Origin of the sequence: Albidovulum sp. (assembly GCF_041919395.1) — a bacterium.
Taxonomy (GTDB): Bacteria; Pseudomonadota; Alphaproteobacteria; order Rhodobacterales; family Rhodobacteraceae; genus Albidovulum.
In genome coordinates, this window is the sequence record NZ_JAYRTX010000050.1 from 1 (window position 1) to 23,122 (window position 23,122).

Consider the following 23,122-nt stretch of genomic DNA (forward strand, 5'->3'; position numbering starts at 1 on the left):
CCCTTCGCGGCCATTGCCGCACGCACCGCCCGCACCTGGGCGCGGCTCCGGTAGAAATAGGCCTCTGCCGAAACGATGCGTCCCGAAAGTTCGGGCGCCTTGCGGATCGAGACGCCGGCATTCTTCGGAATGTGGATGAACAACCAGCGCGCGCTGCCCAGATGCCAATCGAGCATGGCCCTAAGTTCGCGAAGGTTGGTCAAGCGGGCACCCGTCTGCTGGAAGCTTCGCCCCGCCCGGACCCTCCGGCGGCGCGCGGTATCCTTCCCTTACATCACTCTCCCGGCAGCGAAAAGCGCCCGGCGCGGAGCGCACAGCACCGCGCCGGCCATCATTCAACACATAAGTTGACTGAAACAGCGCAAGTGCTATCATTCAACATTATGGTTAAATCAGAATCACCACAGCTCAGCGTCATCTTCCACGCCCTCGGCGATCCGACACGGCGCGGCATGATCCGCGACCTGGCGCAAGGCGAACGCACCGTCAGCGATCTTGCCGAGCCCTACGCGATCTCACTTGCCGCCGCCTCGAAGCACGTCAAGGCGCTGGAAGCCGCCGGCCTCATCCGGCGCGAGATCCGCTGGCGCACCCATGTCTGCCACCTCAAGCCCGAGGCGCTGGCCGCCGCGCATGAATGGCTCGACACCTACCGGCGCTTCTGGACCGAACGCCTCGACGTCCTCGAAGACCTCCTGCGGCAGGATGATGCCGCCAAACCGCCCGAACCGAAAGGAAACTCGAAATGACCCCCGCCGAAACGCTTGAAGCCTACGGCAGGCTCACCGCCCCCGACACGCTCCAGATCGAACGCCTGCTCCCCGGCCCGATCGAGCGGGTGTGGTCCTACCTGACCGAAAGCGAGAAGCGCCGCAAATGGCTCGCCTCCGGGGACATGCCGCTGACCAGGGGGGCGGAGTTCCAGATGACCTGGCACAATGACGAGTTGACGAAACCTTCCGGCACCCGTCCCGAAGGGTTCGGCGCCGAACACAGCATGACAAGCCGGATCCTCGACGTCGATCCGCCCCACCGCCTCGCCTTCACCTTCGGCACGGCAAGCGAGGTCGAGATCGCGCTTGCGCCCGTGGGCGACAAGGTGCGCCTCACGCTCACCCACCGCAAGATTCCGGATCGCGGCATGGTCCTCATGGTCGGACCGGGCTGGCACGCCCATCTCGACGTGCTTCAGGCGCAACTCGGCGGCCCGAGGACGGCGCCGTTCTGGGACATGTGGCAAAAGCTCAAGGGCGAATACGCGGCCCGCATTCCGGGCTGAGCAAAGCGTCAGTTCGAAAGTCCCGCCGGGCGAACAGGCCGGCGGGGCCGAAAATAGTGGTTTCCGTTCGATGTCGATCCGGGCTCAGCCCAGACCACTCCACCTTCGCGAACATGGCCAAGACCATGCCCGCGCGCGCGGAGCTACAGAAGAACTACGCCCGCACGACGCAAACCCTGCGGGCGCCTGACGCTACTCCGCCGCCTCTGCATAGCTCTCGACCGGCGGGCAGATGCAGACGAGGTGACGGTCGCCGTAGACGTTGTCGACACGGCCTACCGGCGGCCAGTACTTGTCCACCCGGAATGAGGCCGGCGGGAAGCAGCCCTGTTCGCGGCTGTAGGGCCGGTCCCAGGTCCCGATCAGAGCGCTCACGGTATGGGGGGCGTGCTTCAGGGGGTTGTTCTCGCGGTCGATCTCTCCGCTTTCGACGGCGGCGATTTCCTCGCGGATCGAGAGCATCGCGGTGACGAAGCGGTCGAGCTCGGCCTTGGTCTCCGACTCCGTCGGCTCCACCATCAGCGTTCCGGCCACCGGCCAGCTCATCGTAGGCGCGTGGAACCCGTTGTCGATCAACCGCTTGGCGATGTCATCCACGGTGATCCCGGCGCTGTCGGCGAAGGGCCTCGTGTCGAGGATGCATTCATGCGCGACGCGCCCGCCCTTTCCCTTGAAGAGCACGTCGTAGGCCCCTTCCAGCCGCTTTGCGATGTAGTTCGCGTTCAGGATCGCAACCTTCGTCGCCTGCGTGAGGCCCGCGCCCCCCATCATGAGGACATAGGCCCAGGAGATCGGCAGGATCGAGGCCGAACCCCAGGGCGCCGCGCTCACGGGGCCCTCCTGACCACCGGTCGCCGGATGGCCCGGCAGATGCGGCGCGAGATGCACCTTCACGCCGATCGGCCCCATGCCCGGCCCGCCCCCGCCATGGGGGATGCAGAAGGTCTTGTGGAGGTTGAGATGGCTCACGTCGCCGCCAAGGTCGCCCGGACGCACCAGTCCCACCATGGCGTTCATGTTGGCCCCGTCGATATAGACCTGGCCGCCATGCTCGTGGGTGATCGCGCAAACCTCGCGCACCGTTTCCTCGAACACGCCGTGGGTCGAGGGATAGGTGATCATGCAGGCGGCGAGGTTGCGGCCCGCAGCTTCCGCCTTGGCCCGGAAGTCGGCCACGTCGATGTCGCCATTCTCGGCCGATTTCACCACCACGACCGTCATCCCCGCCATCTGCGCCGAGGCCGGGTTGGTGCCATGCGCCGAAACCGGGATCAGGCAGATGTGGCGATGCGCCTCGCCCCTGGCCTTGTGATAGGCCTGTATCGTCAGAAGCCCCGCATACTCCCCCTGCGCGCCGGAGTTGGGCTGCAGGCTCATCGCGTCATATCCGGTGATGGTGCAGAGCTTGGCCGAGAGATCGCGGAAAAGTTCCGCGTAACCTTCTGCCTGATCGGCCGGAGCGAAGGGGTGCAGGTTCGCGAACTCGGGCCAGGTGATCGGCATCATTTCGGCCGCGGCGTTCAGCTTCATCGTGCACGACCCGAGCGGGATCATCGCCCGGTCGAGCGCGAGGTCGCGGTCGGCGAGCCGGCGCATGTAGCGCATCATTTCGGTCTCGGCCCGGTTCATGTGGAACACGGGGTGCTCGAGGTAGGACGACTGACGGTGGAGCGGATCGGGCACCCGGTACTCCGGCGTGAAATCGTCGTCCTTGCGGTCGATCCCGAATGCGCGCCAGAGCCGTTCGACCGTCTCGTTCCGCGTCGTCTCGTCGACCGAGATGCCGATCTTCGTCGCGCCGACCTTGCGCAGGTTGATCCTTTCGCGCCGCGCGGCCTTCAGGATGACCGGCTGAAGCGCGCCGACCTCGACCGTGATCGTGTCGAAGAAGGCCTTCGGCTGGACGTCATAGCCCGCGCCCTCCAGAACGCGCGCGACCCGCACCGCCTTCCGGTGGATGCGCTGCGCAATCGCCTTGAGTCCGAGGGGGCCGTGGAACACGGCGTAGAACGAGGCCATGTTGGCCAGGAGCGCCTGCGCGGTGCAGACGTTCGAGGTGGCCTTCTCGCGCCGGATGTGCTGCTCGCGGGTCTGGAGCGACAGACGGTAGGCCTTGCCGCCCTGCGCGTCGATGGAGACGCCGACGATGCGCCCGGGCATCTGCCGCTTGTGCGCGTCCTTGCAGGCCATGTAGGCGGCCGACGGCCCGCCATAGCCCATGGGCACGCCGAACCGCTGGGTCGATCCCACGGCGATGTCGGCACCCATCGCGCCCGGTTCCTTCAGAAGCGTCAGCGCAAGCGGGTCCGCGATGACGATGCCGACGGCGCCCGCCGCGTGCAGCTTGGCAATGTGGGGTGTGAAGTCGGTCAGGTGACCGCATGTGCCCGGATACTGGAAGATCGCGCCGAAGACGGCATCGGCCTTCAGCTTCGCCGGATCGCCGACGATCACCTCGATGCCAAGTGGCGCCGCGCGCACCTTCATCACCTCGATGTTCTGCGGATGGCAGTTCTCGTCCACGAAGAAGGCCGTGGCCTTCGATTTCGCCACCCGCTGCGCCATGGTCATGGCTTCCGCCGCCGCCGTCGCCTCATCGAGAAGCGAGGCATTGGCGATCTCGAGCCCCGTGAGGTCGCAGACCATCGTCTGGTAGTTCAGGAGCGCCTCCAACCGGCCCTGCGAAATCTCGGGCTGATAGGGCGTGTAGGCGGTGTACCAGGCGGGGTTTTCCAGGATGTTGCGCTGGATCGCAGGGGGCGTGACGGTGCCGTAGAACCCCTGCCCGATCATCGAGGTGAAGACCTTGTTCTTCTTCGCCACCTGCCTGAGGAACCACAGCAGTTCCCGCTCCGACTTGGGCTTGCCGAAGTCGAGCGGCTTTTCCTGGCGCAGGATCTTCGGCACCGTCTGGTCGATGAGCTCGTCGAGGTCCTTCACCCCGAGCACCTTGAACATCTCCTGCATCTCGGCCGGCGAAGGCCCGATGTGGCGGCGATTGGCAAAGTCGTATGGGCGGTAGTCGGTGGGAGTGAACGTCATCCGGAGGTTCCTTCGGTTCATTCGATGAGGGCGGCAAGCTGCGCAAGCGAGGAAGCCATGCCGGCGGCGTGGTCTTCCGGGGCGATGCCGGGCGGCACGTTCGACGCGACGATCCGCACACGCGTCGTCGCTTCGGGTTCGGGGTCGAAATGCCAGTCCATGCGCATTTCTCCCTGAAGGTTCGGGGCGTCGCTGCAAAAACGGCTGACGAAGGCAAGGTGGCAAGGCGGATCGACGGCGACGAACGCGCCCGCGATCACGTCCTCTCCCCCGCCCGACTTGCCGGGTTCTTCCGGATCGAGATAGGTCAGGACGATCTTGAAGGCGCCGCCCGGCCGGGGATCGAAGGCCTCTGTCCGGCCTTCCGTCCCCTCGGGCGGGAGCCAGCGGACCAGAAGCGCCGGGTCCGTCCAGCACCCGAACACCCGCCCAGCAGGCGCGGCGATCAGACGCTCGGCGCGGTCGGTGCGGCCCGCGGCCTCCATCACGTCACCCGATCAGGTCCTTGTAGGCGGCCTCGTCCATCAGGCCGTCGAGATTCGACGGATCGGAGAGCTTCATCTTGAAGAACCACGCCCTGCCGGTTGGGTCCTCGTTGACGAGCCCAGGGTTGTCCGCGATCTCCTGGTTGACCTCCACGATCTCTCCGTCGAGCGGCGCGCGGATGTCCGAGGCCGCCTTGACGCTCTCGATGACGCAGACCTCGTCACCGGCGGAGACCGCCTTCCCGGTATCGGGCAGTTCGACGAAGACGACGTCGCCGAGTTGTTCGGATGCGTGGTTGGTGATCCCGACGACGACAAGATCGCCCTCGGGGCGGAGCCATTCGTGATCTTCGGTATACTTCATTGCGGTCATTCCCTGCTGGTTAACGCTTGTAGCTGGTGGGGTGGAAGGGCATGGGCGCGATCACCGCCGGCAGCCGCCTGCCGCGCACGTCGCCATAGACGGTGTCGCCCTCCGCGAGGGTCGCGGGAAGATAGGCCATCGCCATCGGCGCCTCGATCGAGGGGCCGAAACCGCCCGAGGTAACGCGGCCGATAGGCGCGCCGCCGTCGCTGCCGGCGTAGATATCGGTTCCCTCGCGCATCGGTGCCCGGCCTTCGGGGAGCAGCCCCACCCGGAGGCGCGCCGGCCCTTCGGCCAGTTCCTTGAGGATGCGCCCGGAGCCCGGGAACCCGCCTTCCCGCACGCCACCGGTCCGGCGGACCTTCTGGATCGCCCAGGTGAGGCCAGCTTCGACCGGCGTCGTCGTCGTGTCGATGTCGTGGCCATAAAGGCACATCCCCGCCTCGAGCCGGAGGGAGTCCCGGGCGCCAAGACCGATCGGCGCGACCTCGTCCATCGCCAGAAGGCGCTCGGCCAGCGACAGGGCGAAGCGGTCCGGCACCGAAATCTCGAACCCGTCCTCGCCGGTGTAGCCGGAGCGGGAAATCCATAGCTCCGCGGTGTCCCACTGGCGGATCGCCACATCCATGAAGCTCAGGTCCGTGACGTCCGGCACCAACCGGGCCAGCGCCGCCTCCGCCTTCGGTCCCTGCAGCGCCAGAAGCGCGCGGCCCTCCACGAGCCCCACGTCGCAATCCGGCAGCCCGGCCTTAAGATGCGCGAGGTCCGCGGCCTTGCAGGCGGCGTTGACGACCAGGAAGACGTGATCGCCCCGGTTCGCCACCATCAGGTCGTCGAGGATGCCACCGGCGTCGTTAGTGAACATCGCGTAGCGTTGCCGGCCCTCCTTCAGCCCCAGCACATCGACCGGCACCAGACGTTCAAGCGCACGCGCAGCATCCTCGACCCGCCCGGATTTCGCGGTCAGGAGGATCTGACCCATGTGACTGACGTCGAAAAGCCCGGCCGCGTCGCGCGTGTGCAGGTGTTCCTTCAGAACGCCCATCGGATATTGCACGGGCATGTCGTAGCCCGCGAAGGGCACCATCCTGGCCCCGTGCTTCAGGTGCAGGCCATGAAGAACCGTCCGTTGCAGGTCAGCCATCGCCGCCCTCCCCTTCCTTCCGGCCGGTCCGCCGGCACGGCATCGCGCGAGGGCGGAGGTCCCGCCCGATCCGATGCCCCCTCTGTCCGTCCGCCTGAGATCGTTATCCCTTCGGCGCCCCGGATCAGGTCCGGGGTCTCTCCAGAGTTCCGTCGTCAGGATGGTCCTGGCGCCTGAGAGTTTACCGGGGCGGTTGCTCCTTCGGCACCGGCGCATGGGGCTTCCCACCGCCGGATTCTCCCGATCCTGACGCCGTTTTGGTAGCCCGGAAGGACCTCGCTCGGCAAGAGGGTATGCAATGGAATACGGCCGGACCTGGGGCACGCAACCGTCCCCTTGCGCGGCACGGCGCGTCCCGGCCATATTCCGCCATGACCGATCCTCATCCCGCTTTCTTCGGCTACGGCTCGCTGGTGAACCGGGCGACCCATGCCTACGCGCAAGCGATGCCTGCCCGTCTCGCCGGCTGGCGGCGCATCTGGCGGCACACGACGCTCAGGCCCCATCCGTTCCTCTCCGTGGAACCGGCGGCGGCGGAGATCGACGGCCTCGTCGCCGCCGTCCCCTCGGGCGACTGGGCCGCACTCGATGCACGCGAGGCTGCCTACCGTCGCCATGCCATCGACCCCGGGCGTCTCGTGCCCGCGCCGGCCTGGGCCGGGCGGGTGGAAATCTATGCGGTGGACGAGGCGAAGGTTGCATCCGCCCCCTCGGGCCCGATCCTGCTCAGCTATCTCGACACGGTGGTGCAGGGGTTCCTGTCCGAATTCGGCGAAGCGGGCGTCGCGCGCTTCTTCGCCAGCACGGCGGGCTGGACGGCGCTTCTGGACGACCGCGCCCGGCCGCTTTATCCGCGCGCCAAACGTGCCAGCGCGGCGGAACGCGCACTGGCCGACAGCCATGCAGATGCCCTCGGACTCGCACGGCTCCGCCCTTGATTTCACCGCGACCGAAATACTCGCTGGCGCGCGGGCGAACGAGCCCCCCGCCCGCGCTCAGCCCCGGGCGCGCACCTTCTGCAGAAGCGGCATCAACTCGCCCATGTCGGGCCCCGTCGCCTCGCCGGTGACGGCGAGGCGGAGCGGCATGAAGAGCGCCTTGCCCTTGCGGCCCGTCTTCTCCTTGACCGCTGCAGTCCAGTCGGCCCAGGTCGTATCCGAATACGGTGGCGCCGGCAGAAGCGCCATCGCCTGCGCGACGAACTCGGCATCCTCCGGCGCGATCGCCGGCTCCGCCCCGTCGCGGGCGAGTCGCCACCAGTGGTCGAGATCGGCGAGCGTGGTGATGTTCTGCGAGGCGACGCGCCAGAACCGTTCCGCCATCTCCTCCGGCACGCCGAGTGCGAGGATCCGGTCCTTCACCACGGCGAAGGGCAGCGCCTGGTTGCGCTGGCGTGTCAGCGGCCAGAGGTCCTCGGCGTCGAATTTCGTCGGTGCCGCGCCGAACTGCGACAGATCGAACCCGGCCGCGATCTCGTCCAGCGACATCTTCAGGTCCACCGGCTGCGAGGAGCCGAGCCGCGCCATCAGGCTCAGGAGCGCTTCCTTCGCCACGCCCTGGGCGCGCAGGTCGCGCAAGGAAAGGGTTCCGAGACGCTTGGAAAGTCCCTCGCCATGCGGCCCCGTCAGAAGCGAATGATGCGCGAAGGCAGGCGGCGTGCCGCCCATCGCCTGCATGATCTGGATCTGCGTCGCGGTGTTGGTGACGTGGTCGGCGCCGCGGACGATATGGGTGATGCCCATGTCCACGTCGTCGACGGAGGAGGCGAAGGTGTAGAGCACCTGCCCGTCGGCGCGGATCAGCACCGGGTCGGAAACCGACGCGGTGTCGATGGAGACCGGCCCCAGTATCCCGTCCACCCACTCCGTCCGCGCCTGGTCAAGCCGGAAGCGCCAGTAGCCCTCCCGCTCGGCACGGAGTTGGTCCTTCTCAGCCTCGGACAGCGCCAGCCCCGCGCGGTCATAGACCGGAGGCTTGCCCATGTTCAGCAGCTTCTTGCGCTTGAGGTCGAGCTCGACCGGCGTCTCGAAGACCTCGTAGAGTTGGCCGGAGGTCCTGAGTTCGTCTGCAACCGCGGCATAGCGGTCGAGCCTGAGGGACTGTTGCTCGATCCGGTCCCAATGAAGGCCGAGCCAGTCGAGGTCCTGCTTGATCCCGTCGATATATTCCTGCTTCGAGCGTTCCTGGTCGGTATCGTCGAGGCGCAGGACGAACGTGCCCCCCGTCTTGCGGGCGATCAGGTAGTTCATCAGTGCGGTACGCAGATTGCCCACGTGGATGTAGCCGGTGGGCGAAGGAGCGAAGCGGGTGACGGTCATGGCCAGCCTTTCACGGGGATCGGGCCTCCTCGGGCGTCTTCCTCTTTCACAGGCTGCTCGTTTTGTCCATATGAGGGGCTCGGCAAGGAGACCGGCATGAATGACTGGCTTGGGCGCACGGCGCCGGATCTGGAGACGATCGAGGCGATGGCGCGGGCGACGGTGGCAGACCTGCCCGAACGCTTTGCCGTGCCCGCGCGTGGCGTCGTGATCCGTGTGGAGGATTTCCCGCCCGAGGACATCCTCGACGACATGAACGTCGAGGACCCGTTTGAACTGACAGGCCTTTATGACGGCATCCCGACGACCGAAAAATCGGTGATGGATGTGGTGGACCGGCCCGACACGATCTGGCTCTTCCGCCGGCCGATCCTCGACGAGTGGGCCGAACGGGGCGACGTCACGCTCGGCCAGCTCGTCGCCCACGTGATGATCCACGAGCTTGCACATCACTTCGGCTGGTCCGACGAGGAAATCGCCGAGATCGACCGCTGGTGGGAGTGAGGCGGGATCGCAATTCGTCCACTGGACGGCTTCCCCGCCGAACGCCCGGGCCGCAACCCGGGGGTCCGGCACGCCCGGACGGCAACGCGGGGGCGGGCCCCCGCACGATGCCGTTGGCGACGGCCGCCCCTCCGCCTAAGCTTGCGGCCATCCTTGCGGAGAACGGCCGATGATCCATACCCTTCTCGTCCTCCTCGCCTGCCAGCTTGCCGGCGAGGCGGCGGCCCGGCTCCTCGGGCTCGCGGTGCCCGGCCCGGTGATCGGGATGCTGCTGATGCTTGGCATTCTCGTCGCGCTGCCCCGCTTCGCCGCCCTCGCCCGACCCACGGCCGAGGGCATTCTCGCCAACCTCTCCTTGCTCTTCGTTCCCGCAGGCGTCGGTGTCGTCGGCCACATCTCCACGCTTGGCACGCAGGCCGTCGCCCTGCTCGTCGCGCTCGTCGTGTCCACCGTCCTCGCCATCGCGGCTGGCGCGGGTGCCTTTGTCCTCGTCGCGCGTCTCACGGGGGCCGGGGATGACTGACCTCACGGCGTTCTGGAGCTACCTTTCGGAAGGGCCGCTCCTCTGGCTCGCACTGACGCTTCTCGCCTATGCGGCGGGCGATGCCTGTTTCCGGGCCTCGGGACGCAAGCCCTATGTCAACACCGTGCTCGTGGCGGTAGCCATACTCGCCATGATCCTCTGGGTGACCGGCACATCCTACGGGACCTATTTCGAGGGCGCGCAGTTCGTCCACTTCCTTCTCGGCCCCGCGACGGTCTCGCTTGCCCTGCCGCTTTTCGACAACCTCGGGCGCCTCCGGCGCGCGGCCCTGCCGGTCGCGGCCGGGCTCCTCGCCGGGTCGGCGACCGCCGCAGCATCCGCCGTCGCCATCGCCTGGGGGCTCGGCGTTCGGGGAGAGGCCCTCGCCTCGCTCGCGCCCAAGTCCGCGACCGCGCCGGTGGCGATCGGCATCGCCGAACGCATCGGCGGGGCGCCGACCCTGACCGCCGTGCTGGTGATCCTGACCGGCATCGCCGGCGCGGTGGTGGCAACGCCGCTCCTCAACGCCCTTCGCATCCGCGACTGGCGCGCGCGCGGGCTTGCCGTCGGCGTGGCGAGCCACGGCATCGGCACCGCGCGGGCCTTCCAGGTCAATCCGACCGCTGGCGCCTTCGCCGGACTCGGCATGGCATTGAACGCCGTCGCCACTGCCTTCATCGCGCCGCTCGTTCTGGCGCTGTTTCTCTGAAGGCGCCGGGACACGGGATCGTGAAGCACCACACCGGTGGGCCGAACGTAGTGTTAACTGCTTATCAACAGGGAGAGACGCGATGACCCAGCCTATCGGATTGACCCGCCGCCACGCCCTTCTCGCCGGAGCCTGCGCGCCCCTCGTCATGGCAAGACCTGCACCGGCCCTTGCAAGGGCCGCGCAGCAGGGCGCTGCGATACCGCAGTTCAGCCGCTTCATGCTCGGCGCCTTCGAGGTGACGACGCTTCTGGCCGCGACCCGGGCGGTCGAGAACCCCCATAGTATCTTCGGCCTGAACGCCTCCGAGGAGGAGTTCGCCGCCGCCTCGGCGGCCGCCTTCCTGCCGACCGACATGGCGCAGTTCTTCTTCACCCCGACTCTGGTCAATACCGGCGAGGTGCTGATCCTCTTCGATACGGGCACTGACGCCGCCGGGATCACCGCGGCGATGTCGGCGGCAGGATACGCGCCCGGCGATGTGGACACGGTGGTACTGACCCACATGCACCCCGACCACATCGGCGGCATGGCAACCGATGGCGCGCCGACCTTCCCCAATGCGGTCTATGTGGCCGGCGCCGTCGAGCACAACCACTGGTCCGGCGCGGAGAACGAGCTGTTCGACAAGAACGTGCGGCCCTTCGCGGACAAGACCACGATGCTTGACGATGGCGGGACGGTCGGCCCTGGAATAACCGCCGTTTCGGCCTTCGGCCACACGCCGGGCCACATGGCCTTCATGGTGGAAGACGGCGGCAAGGCGCTGGTGATCGCCGCCGATACCGCAAACCATCCCGTCTGGTCGCTCGCCCGCCCCGACTGGGACGTCAAGTTCGACGCCGACAAGCCCGCAGCCGCAGCGGCCCGGCGCAAGATCTTCGGCATGATCGCGGCCGACCGCATCCCCTTTGTCGGCTACCACATGCCGTTTCCCGCGACGGGATTCGTCGCGGCCGAGGGCGACGGCTTCCGCTATGTGCCCTCGTCCTACCAGTTCATGCTCGGCTAGCTCGCAGCCCTTGCGGAGGTGTTGATTCGCCCGCAGGCTGACGGTCGGGAGGCCCGAGATGACCCCGATCCTGACCGTCACGCTGAACCCTGCGCTCGATCTCGCCACCTCGGCGGAGGCCGTCCGCCCGGGGCCCAAGCTGCGCTGCGACGAGCCCCGCGCCGACCCGGGCGGGGGCGGCATCAACGTGTCGCGGATGATCCAGCGGCTTGGCGGGCAGGCGCGCGCCTTCGTGGCCCTTGGCGGCGCGACCGGGGTGCGGCTCTCCGGCCTGCTGGAGCGGGAGGGGATCGACTTCGTCCCTTTCCCCGGCCCCGGCGAAACGCGCGAGAGCCTCTCCGTCAGCGACCGTGCAACGGGCGGCCAATACCGGTTCGTCATGCCCGGCCCGCACTGGACGAAGATAAGGGGAGAGGCCGCAACCCGGGCCGTCGTCAGGGAGGCGGGGGCGGGCGCGCTGGTGGTTCTGTCGGGCAGCCTGCCGCCCGGGCTTGGTCACGACCTGCCCGCGACTCTCGCCGCCCGGCTGGCGCGGCATGGCGGGCGGCTCGTCCTCGATACTTCCGGGGCGGCGCTTGCGCACGCGGCGGCTTCGCAGCAGCCTGCCTTCGTCCTCAGGATGGACGAGCACGAGGCGGCGGCGCTCGCCGGCAGCCGGCTGAAGACCCGGGGCGACACGGCGGACTTCGCCGAGGCCCTGGTCCGCGGCGGCGCGGCCGAGGTCGTGGTCATCGCGCGGGGGGCCGACGGATCGGTGATGGCCACGCGAGATGCGCGCTGGTTCGCGAAGGCCGCCGACGTGCCGGTGAGAAGCAAGGTCGGCGCTGGCGACAGCTTCCTCGCCGCCTTCACGCTCGCCCTGGCACGCGGGCGAACACTGTCCCGAGGGCTTCAGGAGGGGATGGCGGCGGCGAGCGCGGCGGTAATGACCGAGGCGACGGAGCTTGCCCGCGCCTCGGACGTTCGCCGGCTGGTCGCCGCCTGTCAGGTCGGCCCGGTCTGAGCGTTTGCCCCCGTTTCAGGCGGCGATCTTCTTCGTGAACTCGACGAGACGCCTTGCCTGATGCGCCACGGCCGCGTGGCCCTTCTCGTCGAAGTCACCGGCCTTGGCGGAATAGCCGTAGGGGTTGCCGCCCGCCTCGAAGATCGACTGGTCGGTATAGCCCGGCGCCACGATGATCGCGCCCCAGTGCATCGCGGTGGTGTAAAGCGACAGGATCGTCGCCTCCTGCCCGCCGTGGGCGTTCTGCGCGCTCGTCGTCGCGGTGATGGTCTTGTTGGCAAGCCCGCCCTTCGACCAGACGCCGCCCAGCGTGTCGATGAAGGCCCGGAGCTGGCTTGCCGAGACGCCGAAGCGCGTGGGGGCGGAGATGAAGTAGCCATCGGCCCATTCCATGTCCTCGGCGGTGGCAACCGGGATGCCGGCGGTCCTGTCAGCCTGCGCCTTCCAGGCGTCCTGGCCGTTCACAACGGCTTCGGGCGCGGTCTCGGGGACGCGGCGCAGGCGCACTTCGGCGCCCGCCGCCTCGGCGGCCCTGGCGGCAGCTTCGGCGACGGCATGGTTGGTGCCGTAGGTGGAATAGAAGATGACGGCGATCTTGGGTCTGGACATCGGTCCCTCCATTGGAAACGTACGCTCCAAACATAACGCTGCAACGCAGAAACCGTTTCATGCACCGGCGAATAGGACCTGTGCCCCAGGGCACAGAACCGCCTCTCGGCTGGGCCGCACCGGCCAGTGCCGCGCAAGGTCCTCGGGACCCGCGCGGATCAGCCGTCTCAGAGCGCCCGCGTCCACGTCGTCGAGCCGGTTGAAATAGAGACATGCCTTGCCACGGCGGTGTTTGCCGGGGTCCTGCAGGATCTGGCCGAAATCGGCGTAGCCGGGCATGATCTAGATGCTGATCGCGGCCTTGCGGGGCGAGAAGCCGGTGGCGAGGGCCTCCCCCTCGCGCCCGCTGGCATAGCGATAATGATAGCGGCCATGGCCGATCATCGTCGGCCCCCACATCACGGGGCCAAAGCCGGTCGCCTCGCGGAAGATGGCGTCAAGCCGCCCTGCTTCGCCCCGCCGGCGTTCATCCTCCAGCGAGGCGATGAAGTCCGTGACCGGAACGGCGGTTGGCGCGGTCTTGCCGGCCATGCGGATATACTGCCGCCACGCCCCTCTCGCGTCCAGTCAGAACGATATCTCGGCGAGAGTCGCGCGGTGATCCGAAGGCCAGGGATCGACCGCAAGGTCGGTCCGCTGCCCCGTCTCGCCGACGATCCAGGCGTTCACGACCTCGAGCGCCGCCGCCTTCGCGAAGGCGAAGTCGATGCGGTCATGATGGTCCTCCGGGTCGGTCTCGTCACCCTGCGGAGTCCAGGTGTAGGCCGGCTTCGCCACCGGGTCCGGATGGGCCGCACGGTAGGTGTCGACGAAGCCGGCGGACTGAAGCCGCCCGGTCGTCGGCCACGCGACCTTGACGGGATGCTGACCGGCCGCGACGGCAGCCTCGGTCCAGTCGAGTCCCGAAGGTTCGTTGAAATCGCCGAAGACAAGGACGGCCGCCGCACCCTCGGCCGCCGCCATGTCGGCGAAGAGCAGGTCCATCGCCGGCCCCCGCGTCCGGTTTGCCCATTCCTGGGCCTCGGCCTCGGTCTTGATGAAGGGCGCCGGCCCGTACTCGATCCCGAGAAGCTGGTAGGGTTGATAGGGCTCGTCATCGTGATGGATGTTGAATGCCCAGACCGTGGCCCCGTTCACGTCGATCGGCACGCCGAGGTCATGTTCGCTTGCCGGCCCGATCGGATAGCGCGACAGGATCGCATTGGCCCAGAGCGCGGGGTTTGCCTGGGTCTGGTCGTAGAAATGATAGCCGAGCGCCTCGGCGATGGCCTTCGCCACCGACTCGCCCACCGCCGCGCAGTTTTCGGCGGTACAGTCCTCCGGCTCGAGCCGCGTCTCCTGCATGCCGATGATGTCTGCATTGGCAGCCTTCAGCACGGCCACCGTCTCCTCTATCCCCTTGCCCTCGTTGCCGCCCCCACCCCAGACGTTGAAGCTCATGATCCTGAGCGTCGTCTCAGCCGCCGCAGGAACGGCTGCAAGGACCCCCGCGAGAAGGCCCGGAAGAATGCGTGTCAGCATGGCTCACCCCCGTTGATGGCAGGAGGCTATCCTAGCCGCGAAACGGCGGCATGACATGGCAACGGGCGACCACGCAGGCCGGAAACGGCCATTCAGCTCTTGTCCCGCCAGCGGTTGACGATCGGGTAGCGGCGGTCGAGCCAGAAGGCCTTCTTCGTCAGCCGGGTCCCGGGCGCGGACTGGAAGCGCTTGTATTCGCTGATGTAGACGAGGTGTTCCACCTTCTTAACGACCGCCCGATCGAAGCCCGCCGCGACGACCTCGGCCACCGACTGGTCGCCCTCGATCAGCCGTTCGAGGATGGCGTCGAGCACCCGATAGGGCGGCAGGCTGTCCTCGTCCTTCTGGTTGGCGCGCAGTTCGGCCGAGGGCGCCTTGTCGATGACGCGGTCGGGGATCACCTCGCCCGCCGGACCCTTCATCCAGGGACGGTGGTTCGCGTTGCGCCAGCGGCAGGTCTCGAAAACGCGGGTCTTGTAGAGGTCCTTCAAGGGGTTGTAGCCGCCCGCCATGTCGCCGTAGATCGTCGCATAGCCCACCGCGACCTCGGACTTGTTGCCGGTGGTCAGCAGCATCTCGCCGAACTTGTTGGAGATCGCCATCAGCATCAGGCCGCGCAGGCGGGACTGGATGTTTTCCTCGGCAACCCCCGGTTTCGTTCCCTTGAAGAGATGGGCAAGGGCGCCCTCGACGGCGTCCCGCGCGCCCTCGATCGAGACGGTGTCGAGCCGGCAGCCGAGTGCCTGCGCCACCGCCTTGGCGTCCTCCAGCGAATGGACGGAGGTGAATTCCGACGGCAGCATGACGCAGCGCACGTTGTCAGGCCCGAGCGCGTCGGCGGCGATCACGGTGACGAGCGCGGAATCGACCCCGCCGGAAAGCCCGAGCAGCACCTTGCCGAACCCCGACTTGCCGCAGTAGTCGCGCAGGCTCTCGACCATCGCGCGGTAGTCCTGTTCCCATTCGTCCGGCAGCGGCACGAGTTCGGTGCGCACCGCGCGCCAGCCGTGCTCGCCGCGCTCGAAGTCCACGTGACGGATACATTCGTCGAAGGCCGGCATCTGCAGCGCGAGGTCGGCGCCGGGGTTGAGGACAAAGCTCGCACCGTCGAAGACCTGGTCGTCCTGACCGCCGACCATGTTGAGGTAGACGAGCGGCAGCCGGGTCTCGATGACGCGGGACACCATGAGGTTCACGCGCCGGTCGTACTTGTTGCGATAATATGGCGACCCGTTCGGGACAAGGAGAATCTCGGCCCCAGTCTCCGCCAGGGTCTCGGTCACGTCGTCGAACCAGGCGTCCTCGCAGATCGGCGTTCCGATCCTGACCCCGTTCACGGCATAGGGGCCACTGACGGGGGCGCTTTCAAACAGCCGCTCCTCGTCGAAGACCGTGTCGTTGGGCAGATGATGCTTCAATACCCGGGCGTGGACATTTCCGCCCTGAAGCACGAACCAGGCGTTGTAGAGGGCCCCCTGCTTGTCACGCCAGGGCCCGCCGAGGCCCAGTGCGGGGCCGTCTGCACAGTCCTCGGCAAGCCTGGCGATCCATTCCTCCGCCTCCGCCGCGAAGCCAGGCTTCATCACCAGGTCCTGCGTCTGGTAGCCGGTGATGTACATCTCGGGCAGTGCGACCATGGCCGCACCGGCGGCCTTGCCCTCGGCCCAGGCGGCGCGCGCCTTCGCCGCGTTGCCGGCAATGTCCCCGACGGTGGGGTTCAACTGTGCGAGGGTCAGGCGGAATGTACCGGCCATGCGCGTCTCCGTCTCTCGAGCGCCCCTGTCTTACCAGACCTGCGCCCGAGGGAAAGCGTCCAAGGCGCCCGGCGGGGCATCGGTTCGCGCAACGCACCGTCGTCAGGCCGCCTGTGGCTTGTCACCGAGGGGGCGCGGAATTAGGGTTCGGACCCGTGCCGCGGCGGGTGCGAGTCACGGGTCGGCGACAAGGAAGCGAGGATGGAGCGGATGGGCAGACAGGGTCTCACGGCGGCGGGACTTGCCGCGCTGGCGATCACGGCCGGGGTCGTGACCGTCCTTCCCGCCGGTCACGTCGCCGCGCAGGAGGTCGTCACCAAGGAATACGACGACGGCGGCATCTACGAGGGCACCTTCAAGGACGGCAAGCAGCACGGGCGCGGCACCTACCGGCTGCCCAACGGCTACGAGTACAGCGGCGACTGGGTGGAGGGCGAGATCCTCGGCCAGGGCACGGCACGCTACCCGAACGGCTCGGTCTACGAAGGCGCCTTCGTGAACGGCAAGCCGCAGGGCAAGGGCAAGATCACCTTTTCCGACGGCGGCACCTACGAAGGCGACTGGGTCGCCGGCGAAATCGAGGGCCGGGGCACCGCGCACTACGCCAACGGCACGACCTACACCGGCGGCTTCACCAAGGCGCTGCATCACGGCAAGGGCCGGATGGAAAGCCCCGGCGGCTACACCTACGACGGCGACTGGGTGATGGGCGTCAAGGAGGGCAAGGGAAAGATCACCTACCCGGACGGCGCGGTCTATGAGGGCGACATCCTGCGCGGCCAGCGCGCCGGACAGGGCAAGCTGACGCTCGCCGACGGGCTGACCTACGAGGGCGGCTGGACCGACGGGCAGATGAGCGGCCAAGGCAAGCTGACCCAGCCCAACCGCGACATCTACGAAGGCGGCTTCGTGATGGGCAAGCGCGAGGGCAAGGGCAAGGTCACCTACTCCAACGGCGACATCTACGAGGGCGCCTTCGTCGCGGACCAGCGCCAGGGCAAGGGCATCTTCCGCGGCACAGACGGCTACATCTACGATGGCGACTGGGCGGAGGGCCGGATCGAGGGAGCGGGCAAGGTCACCTATCCCGACGGCTCGGTCTATGAAGGTCAGTTCCTGAACGACCTCGCCAACGGCAAGGGCAAGATCACCTATGCCGACGGCTCGACCTACGAGGGCGATTGGAAGGACGGGGTCATCGAGGGCATGGGGAAGGCGGTCTATGCCAACGGGCTGGTCTACGAAGGCGCCTTCAAGGGCGGCAAGAACGACGGCGCGGGCAAGATGACCTATCCCGACGGCTACACCTACGAGGGCGACTGGAAGGACGGCAGCCGCGAAGGCAAGGGCGTCGCCCGCTATGCCGACGGCTCGGTCTATACCGGCGAGTTCGTCGCCGGGCAGCGCGACGGCCAGGGCGAGATCGTGATGCCGGACGGATTCCGCTATGTCGGAGGCTGGACGGCGGGGGAGATCGACGGGACGGGTATCGCGACCTACGCCAATGGCGACGTCTACGAAGGCATGTTCAAGGCCGGCAAGCGGCAGGGCGAGGGCGTCATGCGCTACGCTACAGGCCAGACCGCCGCCGGCGTCTGGACCGAGGGTGCGCTGACCGAGGAGAAACCGGCCACGGCCGAAGGCGCGCCGGCCGGGACGGAACCGGCGGCCCCCGTGGATGGCACCGCACCGCCGGCGGACGGCGCGACCGCGCCCGCCGACAATTGACCGCGCCGACCCGGGCCCGCCCAGGGTCCATCACAGCCGGAAAGCCTCGGCCCGGGCTCGCCCAGGGGCGGAAGGGCCGGCCTCAAGGGCAAGCCCGCAGATGACGACGGACACCACGCCGGCGCGGCACAGCGTCGAACCGGGAAACGTCGTGGAGGAAGCTGCCTTCGACACCGTCCGCGCCCGCGCCGCCGCAACGGGAGGCTTTGCGCGCGACCTGCCCGCCCATCTCCTCGCCTTCCTGCCCGCGCCGGGCCCCGCGCCCCGCGACGCCCGCCGTCTGGTCGTGACCTACGACAACCTTGCCTCGGCCCGGGAAACCGAGACCCGCGCGCCCTGGGGGCACGAGTTCCTTGCCGCGCAGGGCTGGGACGTGCTCGGCGTCATGATCAAGCGCAAGGACTGGTTCCGCCACGCGGCCCTGATCGAGGCCATGGAGGCGCTCGCTGCCGAGCGCTTCTTCGCCGGCTTCGGGGCGGTCTCGGCGTTCGGCTCCTCGATGGGCGGGTTTGGGGCACTGACCTTCGCCGGGCACTATCCCGGCGCGACGATCCTCGCCTTCGCGCCGCAGTCGACGCTCGACCCTGTCCACGCCCCCTTTGAGACGCGCTACAGATATGCCCGTCGCACCCTCCCCTGGACCGGCGGCTATGCCGACGCCGCCGAGGCGGCGGGCGCGGCGGGCCGGCTCTACCTCGCCTTCGACCCGCATCAAGCGGAGGATGCCGCCCATGCCGCGCGCCTCGCCGGGCCGAACACCATCCCGCTCAGGATGCCGCACCTCGGCCACAAGCTTCCGCCGGCGCTTCTGCGCATGGGGCAACTGAAGCCGCTTGCCCACGCCGCGCTGGAAGGCACGCTCGACATTCCGGCCTTCCACCGGATGATGCGGGCGCGTTTCGCCTCGCCTTCCTATGTCGAGGCGCTCCTCGCGCGCGCCGGCGACCGAGGACACCACCGGCTCGCGCTCCGCGCCGCCGACCGGCTCATGGCCGAGCGGCCGCACTGGAAGATCGGGCGCCAGCGCCGCGGCCTGCGCGCCGGCCTTGCGGCCGAGGCCGACCTCGCTTCCGATTGAGGCGTTTTTCCATCTTTCCTTTTCGCGCCGCCCCCCTATAGTCGCGCGCCATGACACGGAGCCTGCATATCGCCGAGACCCACCGCGCCCTTCGCGCGGCGTCGCTTCGTGGCCTCCTTCTCCTCCTTAGCCGCCTCTGAGCGTGCCTTCCGGCGCGACCGCTCAGAGGTGACCGCCGCGCCAGGCAAGCTAAGGAAAAAAAGAGAGATGAATCGATGACCGACCAGAGACCCGGAAACCGCGTGCTGATCTTCGACACCACGCTGCGCGACGGCGAACAATCGCCCGGCGCCACGATGACCCATGACGAGAAGCTGGAGATCGCCGAGCTTCTCGACGAGATGGGCGTGGACATCATCGAGGCGGGCTTCCCCATCGCCTCGGAAGGCGACTTCGAGGCCGTGAGCGACATCGCCCGGCAGACGAAGAACGCCGTGATTTGCGGCCTCGCGCGCGCCCAGAAAAAGGACATCGACCGCTGCTGGGAAGCAGTGCGCCACGCGAAGCGGCCGCGAATCCACACCTTCATCGGTACCTCGCCGCTCCACCGCGCGATCCCGAACCTGACGATGGACGAGATGGCCGAGCGGATCCACGAGACCGTGAGCCACGCCCGCAACCTCTGCGACAACGTCCAGTGGTCGCCGATGGACGCGACGCGGACCGAACACGACTATCTCTGCCGGGTGGTGGAGATCGCCATCAAGGCCGGCGCCACCACGATCAACATTCCCGACACCGTGGGATACACCGCGCCCCGCGAATCCGCCGACCTGATCCGGATGCTCGTCGAACGGGTTCCGGGCGCGGACGAGATCGTCTTCGCCACGCACTGCCACAACGACCTCGGCATGGCGACGGCGAACGCGCTCGCCGCGGTCGAGGCTGGCGCACGGCAGATCGAATGCACCATCAACGGCCTCGGCGAACGCGCCGGCAACACCGCGCTGGAAGAGGTGGTGATGGCGCTGAAGGTGCGCCACGACATCATGCCCTATACCACCGGCGTCGATACCACGAAGATCATGAACATCTCGCGACGGGTCGCCGCCGTCTCGGGCTTCCCGGTGCAGTACAACAAGGCCATCGTCGGCAAGAACGCCTTCGCCCACGAAAGCGGCATCCACCAGGACGGGATGCTGAAGAACGCCCAGACCTTCGAGATCATGCGCCCCGAGGACGTGGGGCTTTCGGCCTCCAACCTCGTCATGGGCAAGCACTCGGGACGCGCGGCGCTGCGCGACAAGCTGCGCCAGCTTGGCTACGAGCTTGCCGACAACCAGCTCAACGACGTCTTCGTGCGGTTCAAGGCGCTCGCCGACCGCAAGAAGGAGGTCTACGACGACGACCTCCTCGCGCTGATGACCGATTCGACCTCTGCCGAAGGTCAGATGCAGGTGAAGTTCCTGCGCGTGATCTGCGGCACGGAGGCGCCGCAGTCGGCCGACCTGATCCTGACGATCAACGGCGTGGACCATCAGGTGACGGCGCAGGGCGACGGCCCGGTCGACGCCACCTTCAACGCGGTGAAGAAGCTCTTCCCCCATAGCGCCCGGCTCGCGCTCTACCAGGTCCATGCGGTGACCGAAGGGACCGACGCGCAGGCCACCGTCTCGGTGCGACTCGAGGAGGGCGGCAAGATCGTCACCGGCCAGTCCTCCGACACCGATACGGTCGTCGCCAGCGCCAAGGCCTACGTCAACGCGCTGAACAATCTCGTCGTGCGGCGCGAGAAGACGAAGCCGGAGGAGGAGCTGAAGTCGGTTTCCTGACAGGTTCGGCGGGCCGAGGGCACTCCGGCCCGCCCGAATTGTTCGATTCTTCCCCTGTGGCGGAAACCCGCAGGGGCGCCCCCGGCGCCCCCTTCCGCCCCCTGCCCGCAAAGCCTATAAGGAGCCCCGGCCTGCGACGGGCGAGTCGCCGGCCCAAATCTCTTTGGGGAAACGGGAACACATCATGGCAGGCTGGGGCGGGCTATTTTCGTCGGACATGGCGATCGACCTCGGGACGGCGAACACGCTCGTATATGTCCGGGGCAAGGGGATCGTGCTGAACGAACCCTCGGTCGTCGCCTACCACGTCAAGGACGGCAAGAAGCAGGTGCTCGCCGTGGGCGAGGATGCCAAGCTGATGCTCGGCCGCACCCCCGGCTCGATCGAAGCGATCCGGCCGATGCGCGAAGGGGTCATCGCCGACTTCGACACCGCCGAGGAGATGATCAAGCACTTCATCCGGAAGGTGGCCAAGCGGGCGACCTTCTCGAAGCCGAAGATCATCGTCTGCGTGCCCCACGGCGCGACCCCGGTCGAGAAGCGGGCGATCCGCCAGTCGGTCCTTTCGGCCGGCGCGCGGCGCGCGGGACTGATCGCCGAGCCCATCGCAGCGGCCATCGGCGCCGGCATGCCGATCACCGATCCGACGGGAAGCATGGTCGTCGACATCGGCGGCGGCACAACCGAGGTGGCGGTGCTGAGCCTCGGCGACATCGTCTATGCCCGCTCGGTCCGCGTCGGCGGCGACCGGATGGACGAGGCCATCGTCAACTACCTTCGCCGCCAGCAGAACCTGCTCGTCGGCGAATCCACGGCCGAGCGCATCAAGACCTCGATCGGCACCGCGCGGATGCCCGACGACGGGCGCGGTGCCTCCATGTCCATCCGTGGCCGCGACCTTCTGAACGGCGTGCCGAAGGAGATCGAGATCAACCAGGCGCAGGTCGCCGAGGCGCTCGCCGAACCGGTCCAGCAGATCTGCGAGGCGGTGATGACCGCGCTCGAGACGACGCCGCCGGACCTTGCCGCCGACATCGTGGACCGCGGCGTGATGCTGACGGGCGGCGGCGCGCTCCTGGGCGAACTGGATCTCGCGCTGCGCGAGCAGACGGGGCTTTCGATCTCCATCGCCGACCAGTCGCTGAACTGCGTCGCCCTCGGCACCGGCAAGGCGCTGGAGTATGAAAAACAGCTCCGCCATGTAATAGACTACGACAGCTGAGCCTCCCGGGGCCCGTCACAGGGCCCCTCGGGGGCGCGGCGCCGACCGCGAGGCCGCCTGTGGCGAGAGACCGCAACGCCGATGCCGATTTCAAGGGGCCGGTGCGCCGCATCCTGATTGCGGTGCTCTTCTTTGTGCTGGCCGCGATCTTCCTGGCCTGGCGCATCGACAGCCCCCGTATCGAACGGGTCCGTGCCGCCTTCATCGACAAGGTCGTGCCGAACATGGACTGGGCCATGGCCCCGGTGACGAAGCTCGTCGGCATGGTGGAGGGCTTCCAGTCCTACGCCCGCATCTACGAGCAGAACCAGGAACTCCGCCGCGAACTGCAGCAGATGAAGTCCTGGAAGGAAGCGGCGGTCCAGCTCGAACAGCAGAATGCCAAGCTTCTGGCGCAGAACCAGGTGCGGCTCGACCCCAAGCTCACCTCCGTCTCGGGCGTCGTGATGGCCGATTCCGGATCGCCCTTCCGCCAGTCGGTACTCCTGAACGTCGGCGCCCGCGACGGCATAGTCGATGGCTGGGCGACGATGGACGGGCTTGGCCTTGTCGGTCGCATCTCGGGCGTCGGCCAGACCACGAGCCGTGTGATCCTTCTCACCGATGCCTCCAGCCGCATCCCGGTGACGATCCAGCCTTCGGGCCAGAGGGCGATGCTTGTCGGCGACAACAGCCCCGCCCCGCCCGTCGAGTTCATAGAGGCACCCGAGCAGGTGCGTCCTGGCGACCGGGTGATTTCCTCGGGCGACGGCGGCGTCTTTCCCGCCGGACTTCTCGTCGGCCAGGTGGAACTCGGGCCGGACCGGCGTCTGCGCGTCCGGCTGGCCGCGGATTACGAGCGCCTGAGCTTCCTCAGGGTCCTCAGAAGCCACCCGGCAGAACAGATCAGCGAGGCGGGCGGTCTCATCCCGCCGCCAGTGCAGCCCCTGTTGCCGCCCACCGCGGCGCCCGAGGCAGTGCCGTCGGAGGCCCCCGTACCCGGGGCGGAGGCCGGCGATGGTTGATCCGGTCACGGCCCACCGGTTGGCCTACAGGCTCCTCTTCGCGGGGGTGGC

The 23,122-nt window shown here is 68.0% G+C and carries 24 protein-coding genes and 1 riboswitch; of the genes, 13 read left to right on the forward strand and 11 right to left on the reverse strand.

Annotated elements, in window-relative coordinates:
* Positions 1-203, reverse strand: a 203-nt coding sequence (locus tag ACMUOO_RS09930; protein WP_413855096.1) for a hypothetical protein, incomplete at its 3' end; no start/stop codon positions are given.
* Between the two features lie 180 nt (positions 204-383).
* On the opposite strand from ACMUOO_RS09930, the gene ACMUOO_RS09935 reads away from it, so the two are divergent.
* Entirely contained in the window at positions 384-749 is a 366-nt protein-coding gene (locus ACMUOO_RS09935) for an ArsR/SmtB family transcription factor (protein ID WP_301918398.1), read from the forward strand.
* Positions 746-1,279 (forward strand): SRPBCC family protein, encoded by a 534-nt coding sequence (locus ACMUOO_RS09940; protein WP_301918397.1) that lies wholly within the window; start codon positions 746-748, stop codon positions 1,277-1,279. Before ACMUOO_RS09935 ends, ACMUOO_RS09940 begins: the two co-directional genes overlap by 4 nt.
* A gap of 192 nt (positions 1,280-1,471) precedes the next feature.
* Here ACMUOO_RS09940 and gcvP read toward each other — a convergent pair whose 3' ends face one another.
* From gcvP to gcvT, 4 genes are read right to left on the reverse strand one after another with little or no spacing between them, the layout of a single operon-like run.
* Complete coding sequence (gene gcvP, locus ACMUOO_RS09945; protein WP_301918396.1) at positions 1,472-4,321, reverse strand: aminomethyl-transferring glycine dehydrogenase; 2,850 nt, start codon at positions 4,319-4,321, stop codon at positions 1,472-1,474.
* A gap of 17 nt (positions 4,322-4,338) precedes the next feature.
* Positions 4,339-4,806 carry an SRPBCC domain-containing protein gene (locus tag ACMUOO_RS09950; protein ID WP_301918463.1) on the reverse strand — a complete coding sequence of 156 codons (468 nt, stop codon included), beginning with the start codon at positions 4,804-4,806 and terminating at the stop codon, positions 4,339-4,341.
* A gap of 4 nt (positions 4,807-4,810) precedes the next feature.
* Positions 4,811-5,170: a glycine cleavage system protein GcvH gene (gene gcvH / locus ACMUOO_RS09955; RefSeq protein ID WP_301918395.1), complete on the reverse strand. Its 360-nt coding sequence runs from the start codon at positions 5,168-5,170 to the stop codon at positions 4,811-4,813.
* A 19-nt stretch (positions 5,171-5,189) separates the two neighbouring features.
* A complete protein-coding gene (gene gcvT / locus ACMUOO_RS09960; protein ID WP_301918394.1) occupies positions 5,190-6,314 on the reverse strand; it encodes a glycine cleavage system aminomethyltransferase GcvT in 1,125 nt (374 codons plus the stop codon).
* A 152-nt stretch (positions 6,315-6,466) separates the two neighbouring features.
* Positions 6,467-6,567: riboswitch (glycine riboswitch) on the reverse strand.
* Between the two features lie 118 nt (positions 6,568-6,685).
* On the opposite strand from gcvT, the gene ACMUOO_RS09965 reads away from it, so the two are divergent.
* On the forward strand, positions 6,686-7,252 hold the full coding sequence (locus tag ACMUOO_RS09965; protein WP_301918393.1) for a gamma-glutamylcyclotransferase family protein: 567 nt from the start codon (positions 6,686-6,688) through the stop codon (positions 7,250-7,252).
* A gap of 57 nt (positions 7,253-7,309) precedes the next feature.
* On the opposite strand, the gene gltX is transcribed toward ACMUOO_RS09965, so the two are convergent.
* On the reverse strand, positions 7,310-8,632 hold the full coding sequence (gene gltX, locus ACMUOO_RS09970) for a glutamate--tRNA ligase (RefSeq protein WP_301918392.1): 1,323 nt from the start codon (positions 8,630-8,632) through the stop codon (positions 7,310-7,312).
* A gap of 96 nt (positions 8,633-8,728) precedes the next feature.
* On the opposite strand from gltX, the gene ACMUOO_RS09975 reads away from it, so the two are divergent.
* The 5 genes from ACMUOO_RS09975 to ACMUOO_RS09995 all read left to right on the forward strand — a co-directional run bounded on the left by ACMUOO_RS09975 (position 8,729) and on the right by ACMUOO_RS09995 (position 12,383).
* On the forward strand, positions 8,729-9,136 hold the full coding sequence (locus ACMUOO_RS09975; protein WP_301918391.1) for a metallopeptidase family protein: 408 nt from the start codon (positions 8,729-8,731) through the stop codon (positions 9,134-9,136).
* A gap of 169 nt (positions 9,137-9,305) precedes the next feature.
* Positions 9,306-9,659 (forward strand): CidA/LrgA family protein, encoded by a 354-nt coding sequence (locus ACMUOO_RS09980; RefSeq protein WP_301918390.1) that lies wholly within the window; start codon positions 9,306-9,308, stop codon positions 9,657-9,659.
* Entirely contained in the window at positions 9,652-10,368 is a 717-nt protein-coding gene (locus ACMUOO_RS09985; protein ID WP_301918389.1) for an LrgB family protein, read from the forward strand. Before ACMUOO_RS09980 ends, ACMUOO_RS09985 begins: the two co-directional genes overlap by 8 nt.
* Before the next feature lie 82 nt (positions 10,369-10,450).
* A complete protein-coding gene (locus tag ACMUOO_RS09990; RefSeq protein ID WP_301918388.1) occupies positions 10,451-11,380 on the forward strand; it encodes an MBL fold metallo-hydrolase in 930 nt (309 codons plus the stop codon).
* 58 nt (positions 11,381-11,438) lie between these two features.
* Positions 11,439-12,383, forward strand: coding sequence for a 1-phosphofructokinase family hexose kinase (locus ACMUOO_RS09995; RefSeq protein WP_301918387.1), 945 nt, complete (start codon positions 11,439-11,441; stop codon positions 12,381-12,383).
* 15 nt (positions 12,384-12,398) lie between these two features.
* On the opposite strand, the gene wrbA is transcribed toward ACMUOO_RS09995, so the two are convergent.
* From wrbA to ACMUOO_RS10020, 5 genes are all read right to left on the reverse strand, one after another.
* Complete coding sequence (gene wrbA / locus ACMUOO_RS10000) at positions 12,399-12,992, reverse strand: NAD(P)H:quinone oxidoreductase (RefSeq protein ID WP_301918386.1); 594 nt, start codon at positions 12,990-12,992, stop codon at positions 12,399-12,401.
* Between the two features lie 57 nt (positions 12,993-13,049).
* Entirely contained in the window at positions 13,050-13,271 is a 222-nt protein-coding gene (locus ACMUOO_RS10005) for a DUF1801 domain-containing protein (protein ID WP_367891196.1), read from the reverse strand.
* 3 nt (positions 13,272-13,274) lie between these two features.
* Positions 13,275-13,523 (reverse strand): hypothetical protein, encoded by a 249-nt coding sequence (locus ACMUOO_RS10010; RefSeq protein WP_367891195.1) that lies wholly within the window; start codon positions 13,521-13,523, stop codon positions 13,275-13,277.
* Positions 13,524-13,559: 36 nt separating this feature from the next.
* On the reverse strand, positions 13,560-14,513 hold the full coding sequence (locus ACMUOO_RS10015) for an endonuclease/exonuclease/phosphatase family protein (protein WP_301918385.1): 954 nt from the start codon (positions 14,511-14,513) through the stop codon (positions 13,560-13,562).
* Positions 14,514-14,605: 92 nt separating this feature from the next.
* The gene (locus ACMUOO_RS10020; RefSeq protein ID WP_413855102.1) at positions 14,606-16,267 is read right to left on the reverse strand and encodes an NAD+ synthase; all 1,662 of its coding nucleotides are present in this window, start codon (positions 16,265-16,267) and stop codon (positions 14,606-14,608) included.
* Between the two features lie 210 nt (positions 16,268-16,477).
* On the opposite strand from ACMUOO_RS10020, the gene ACMUOO_RS10025 reads away from it, so the two are divergent.
* The 5 genes from ACMUOO_RS10025 to mreC all read left to right on the forward strand — a co-directional run bounded on the left by ACMUOO_RS10025 (position 16,478) and on the right by mreC (position 23,071).
* A complete protein-coding gene (locus ACMUOO_RS10025; protein ID WP_301917222.1) occupies positions 16,478-17,995 on the forward strand; it encodes an MORN repeat-containing protein in 1,518 nt (505 codons plus the stop codon).
* 100 nt (positions 17,996-18,095) lie between these two features.
* Entirely contained in the window at positions 18,096-19,073 is a 978-nt protein-coding gene (locus ACMUOO_RS10030) for a hypothetical protein (protein WP_301917223.1), read from the forward strand.
* Between the two features lie 215 nt (positions 19,074-19,288).
* Entirely contained in the window at positions 19,289-20,845 is a 1,557-nt protein-coding gene (locus tag ACMUOO_RS10035) for a 2-isopropylmalate synthase (RefSeq protein ID WP_301917224.1), read from the forward strand.
* A gap of 184 nt (positions 20,846-21,029) precedes the next feature.
* Entirely contained in the window at positions 21,030-22,067 is a 1,038-nt protein-coding gene (locus ACMUOO_RS10040) for a rod shape-determining protein (protein ID WP_301917225.1), read from the forward strand.
* A 59-nt stretch (positions 22,068-22,126) separates the two neighbouring features.
* Entirely contained in the window at positions 22,127-23,071 is a 945-nt protein-coding gene (mreC, locus tag ACMUOO_RS10045; RefSeq protein ID WP_301917226.1) for a rod shape-determining protein MreC, read from the forward strand.
* Positions 23,072-23,122 lie beyond the last annotated feature (51 nt).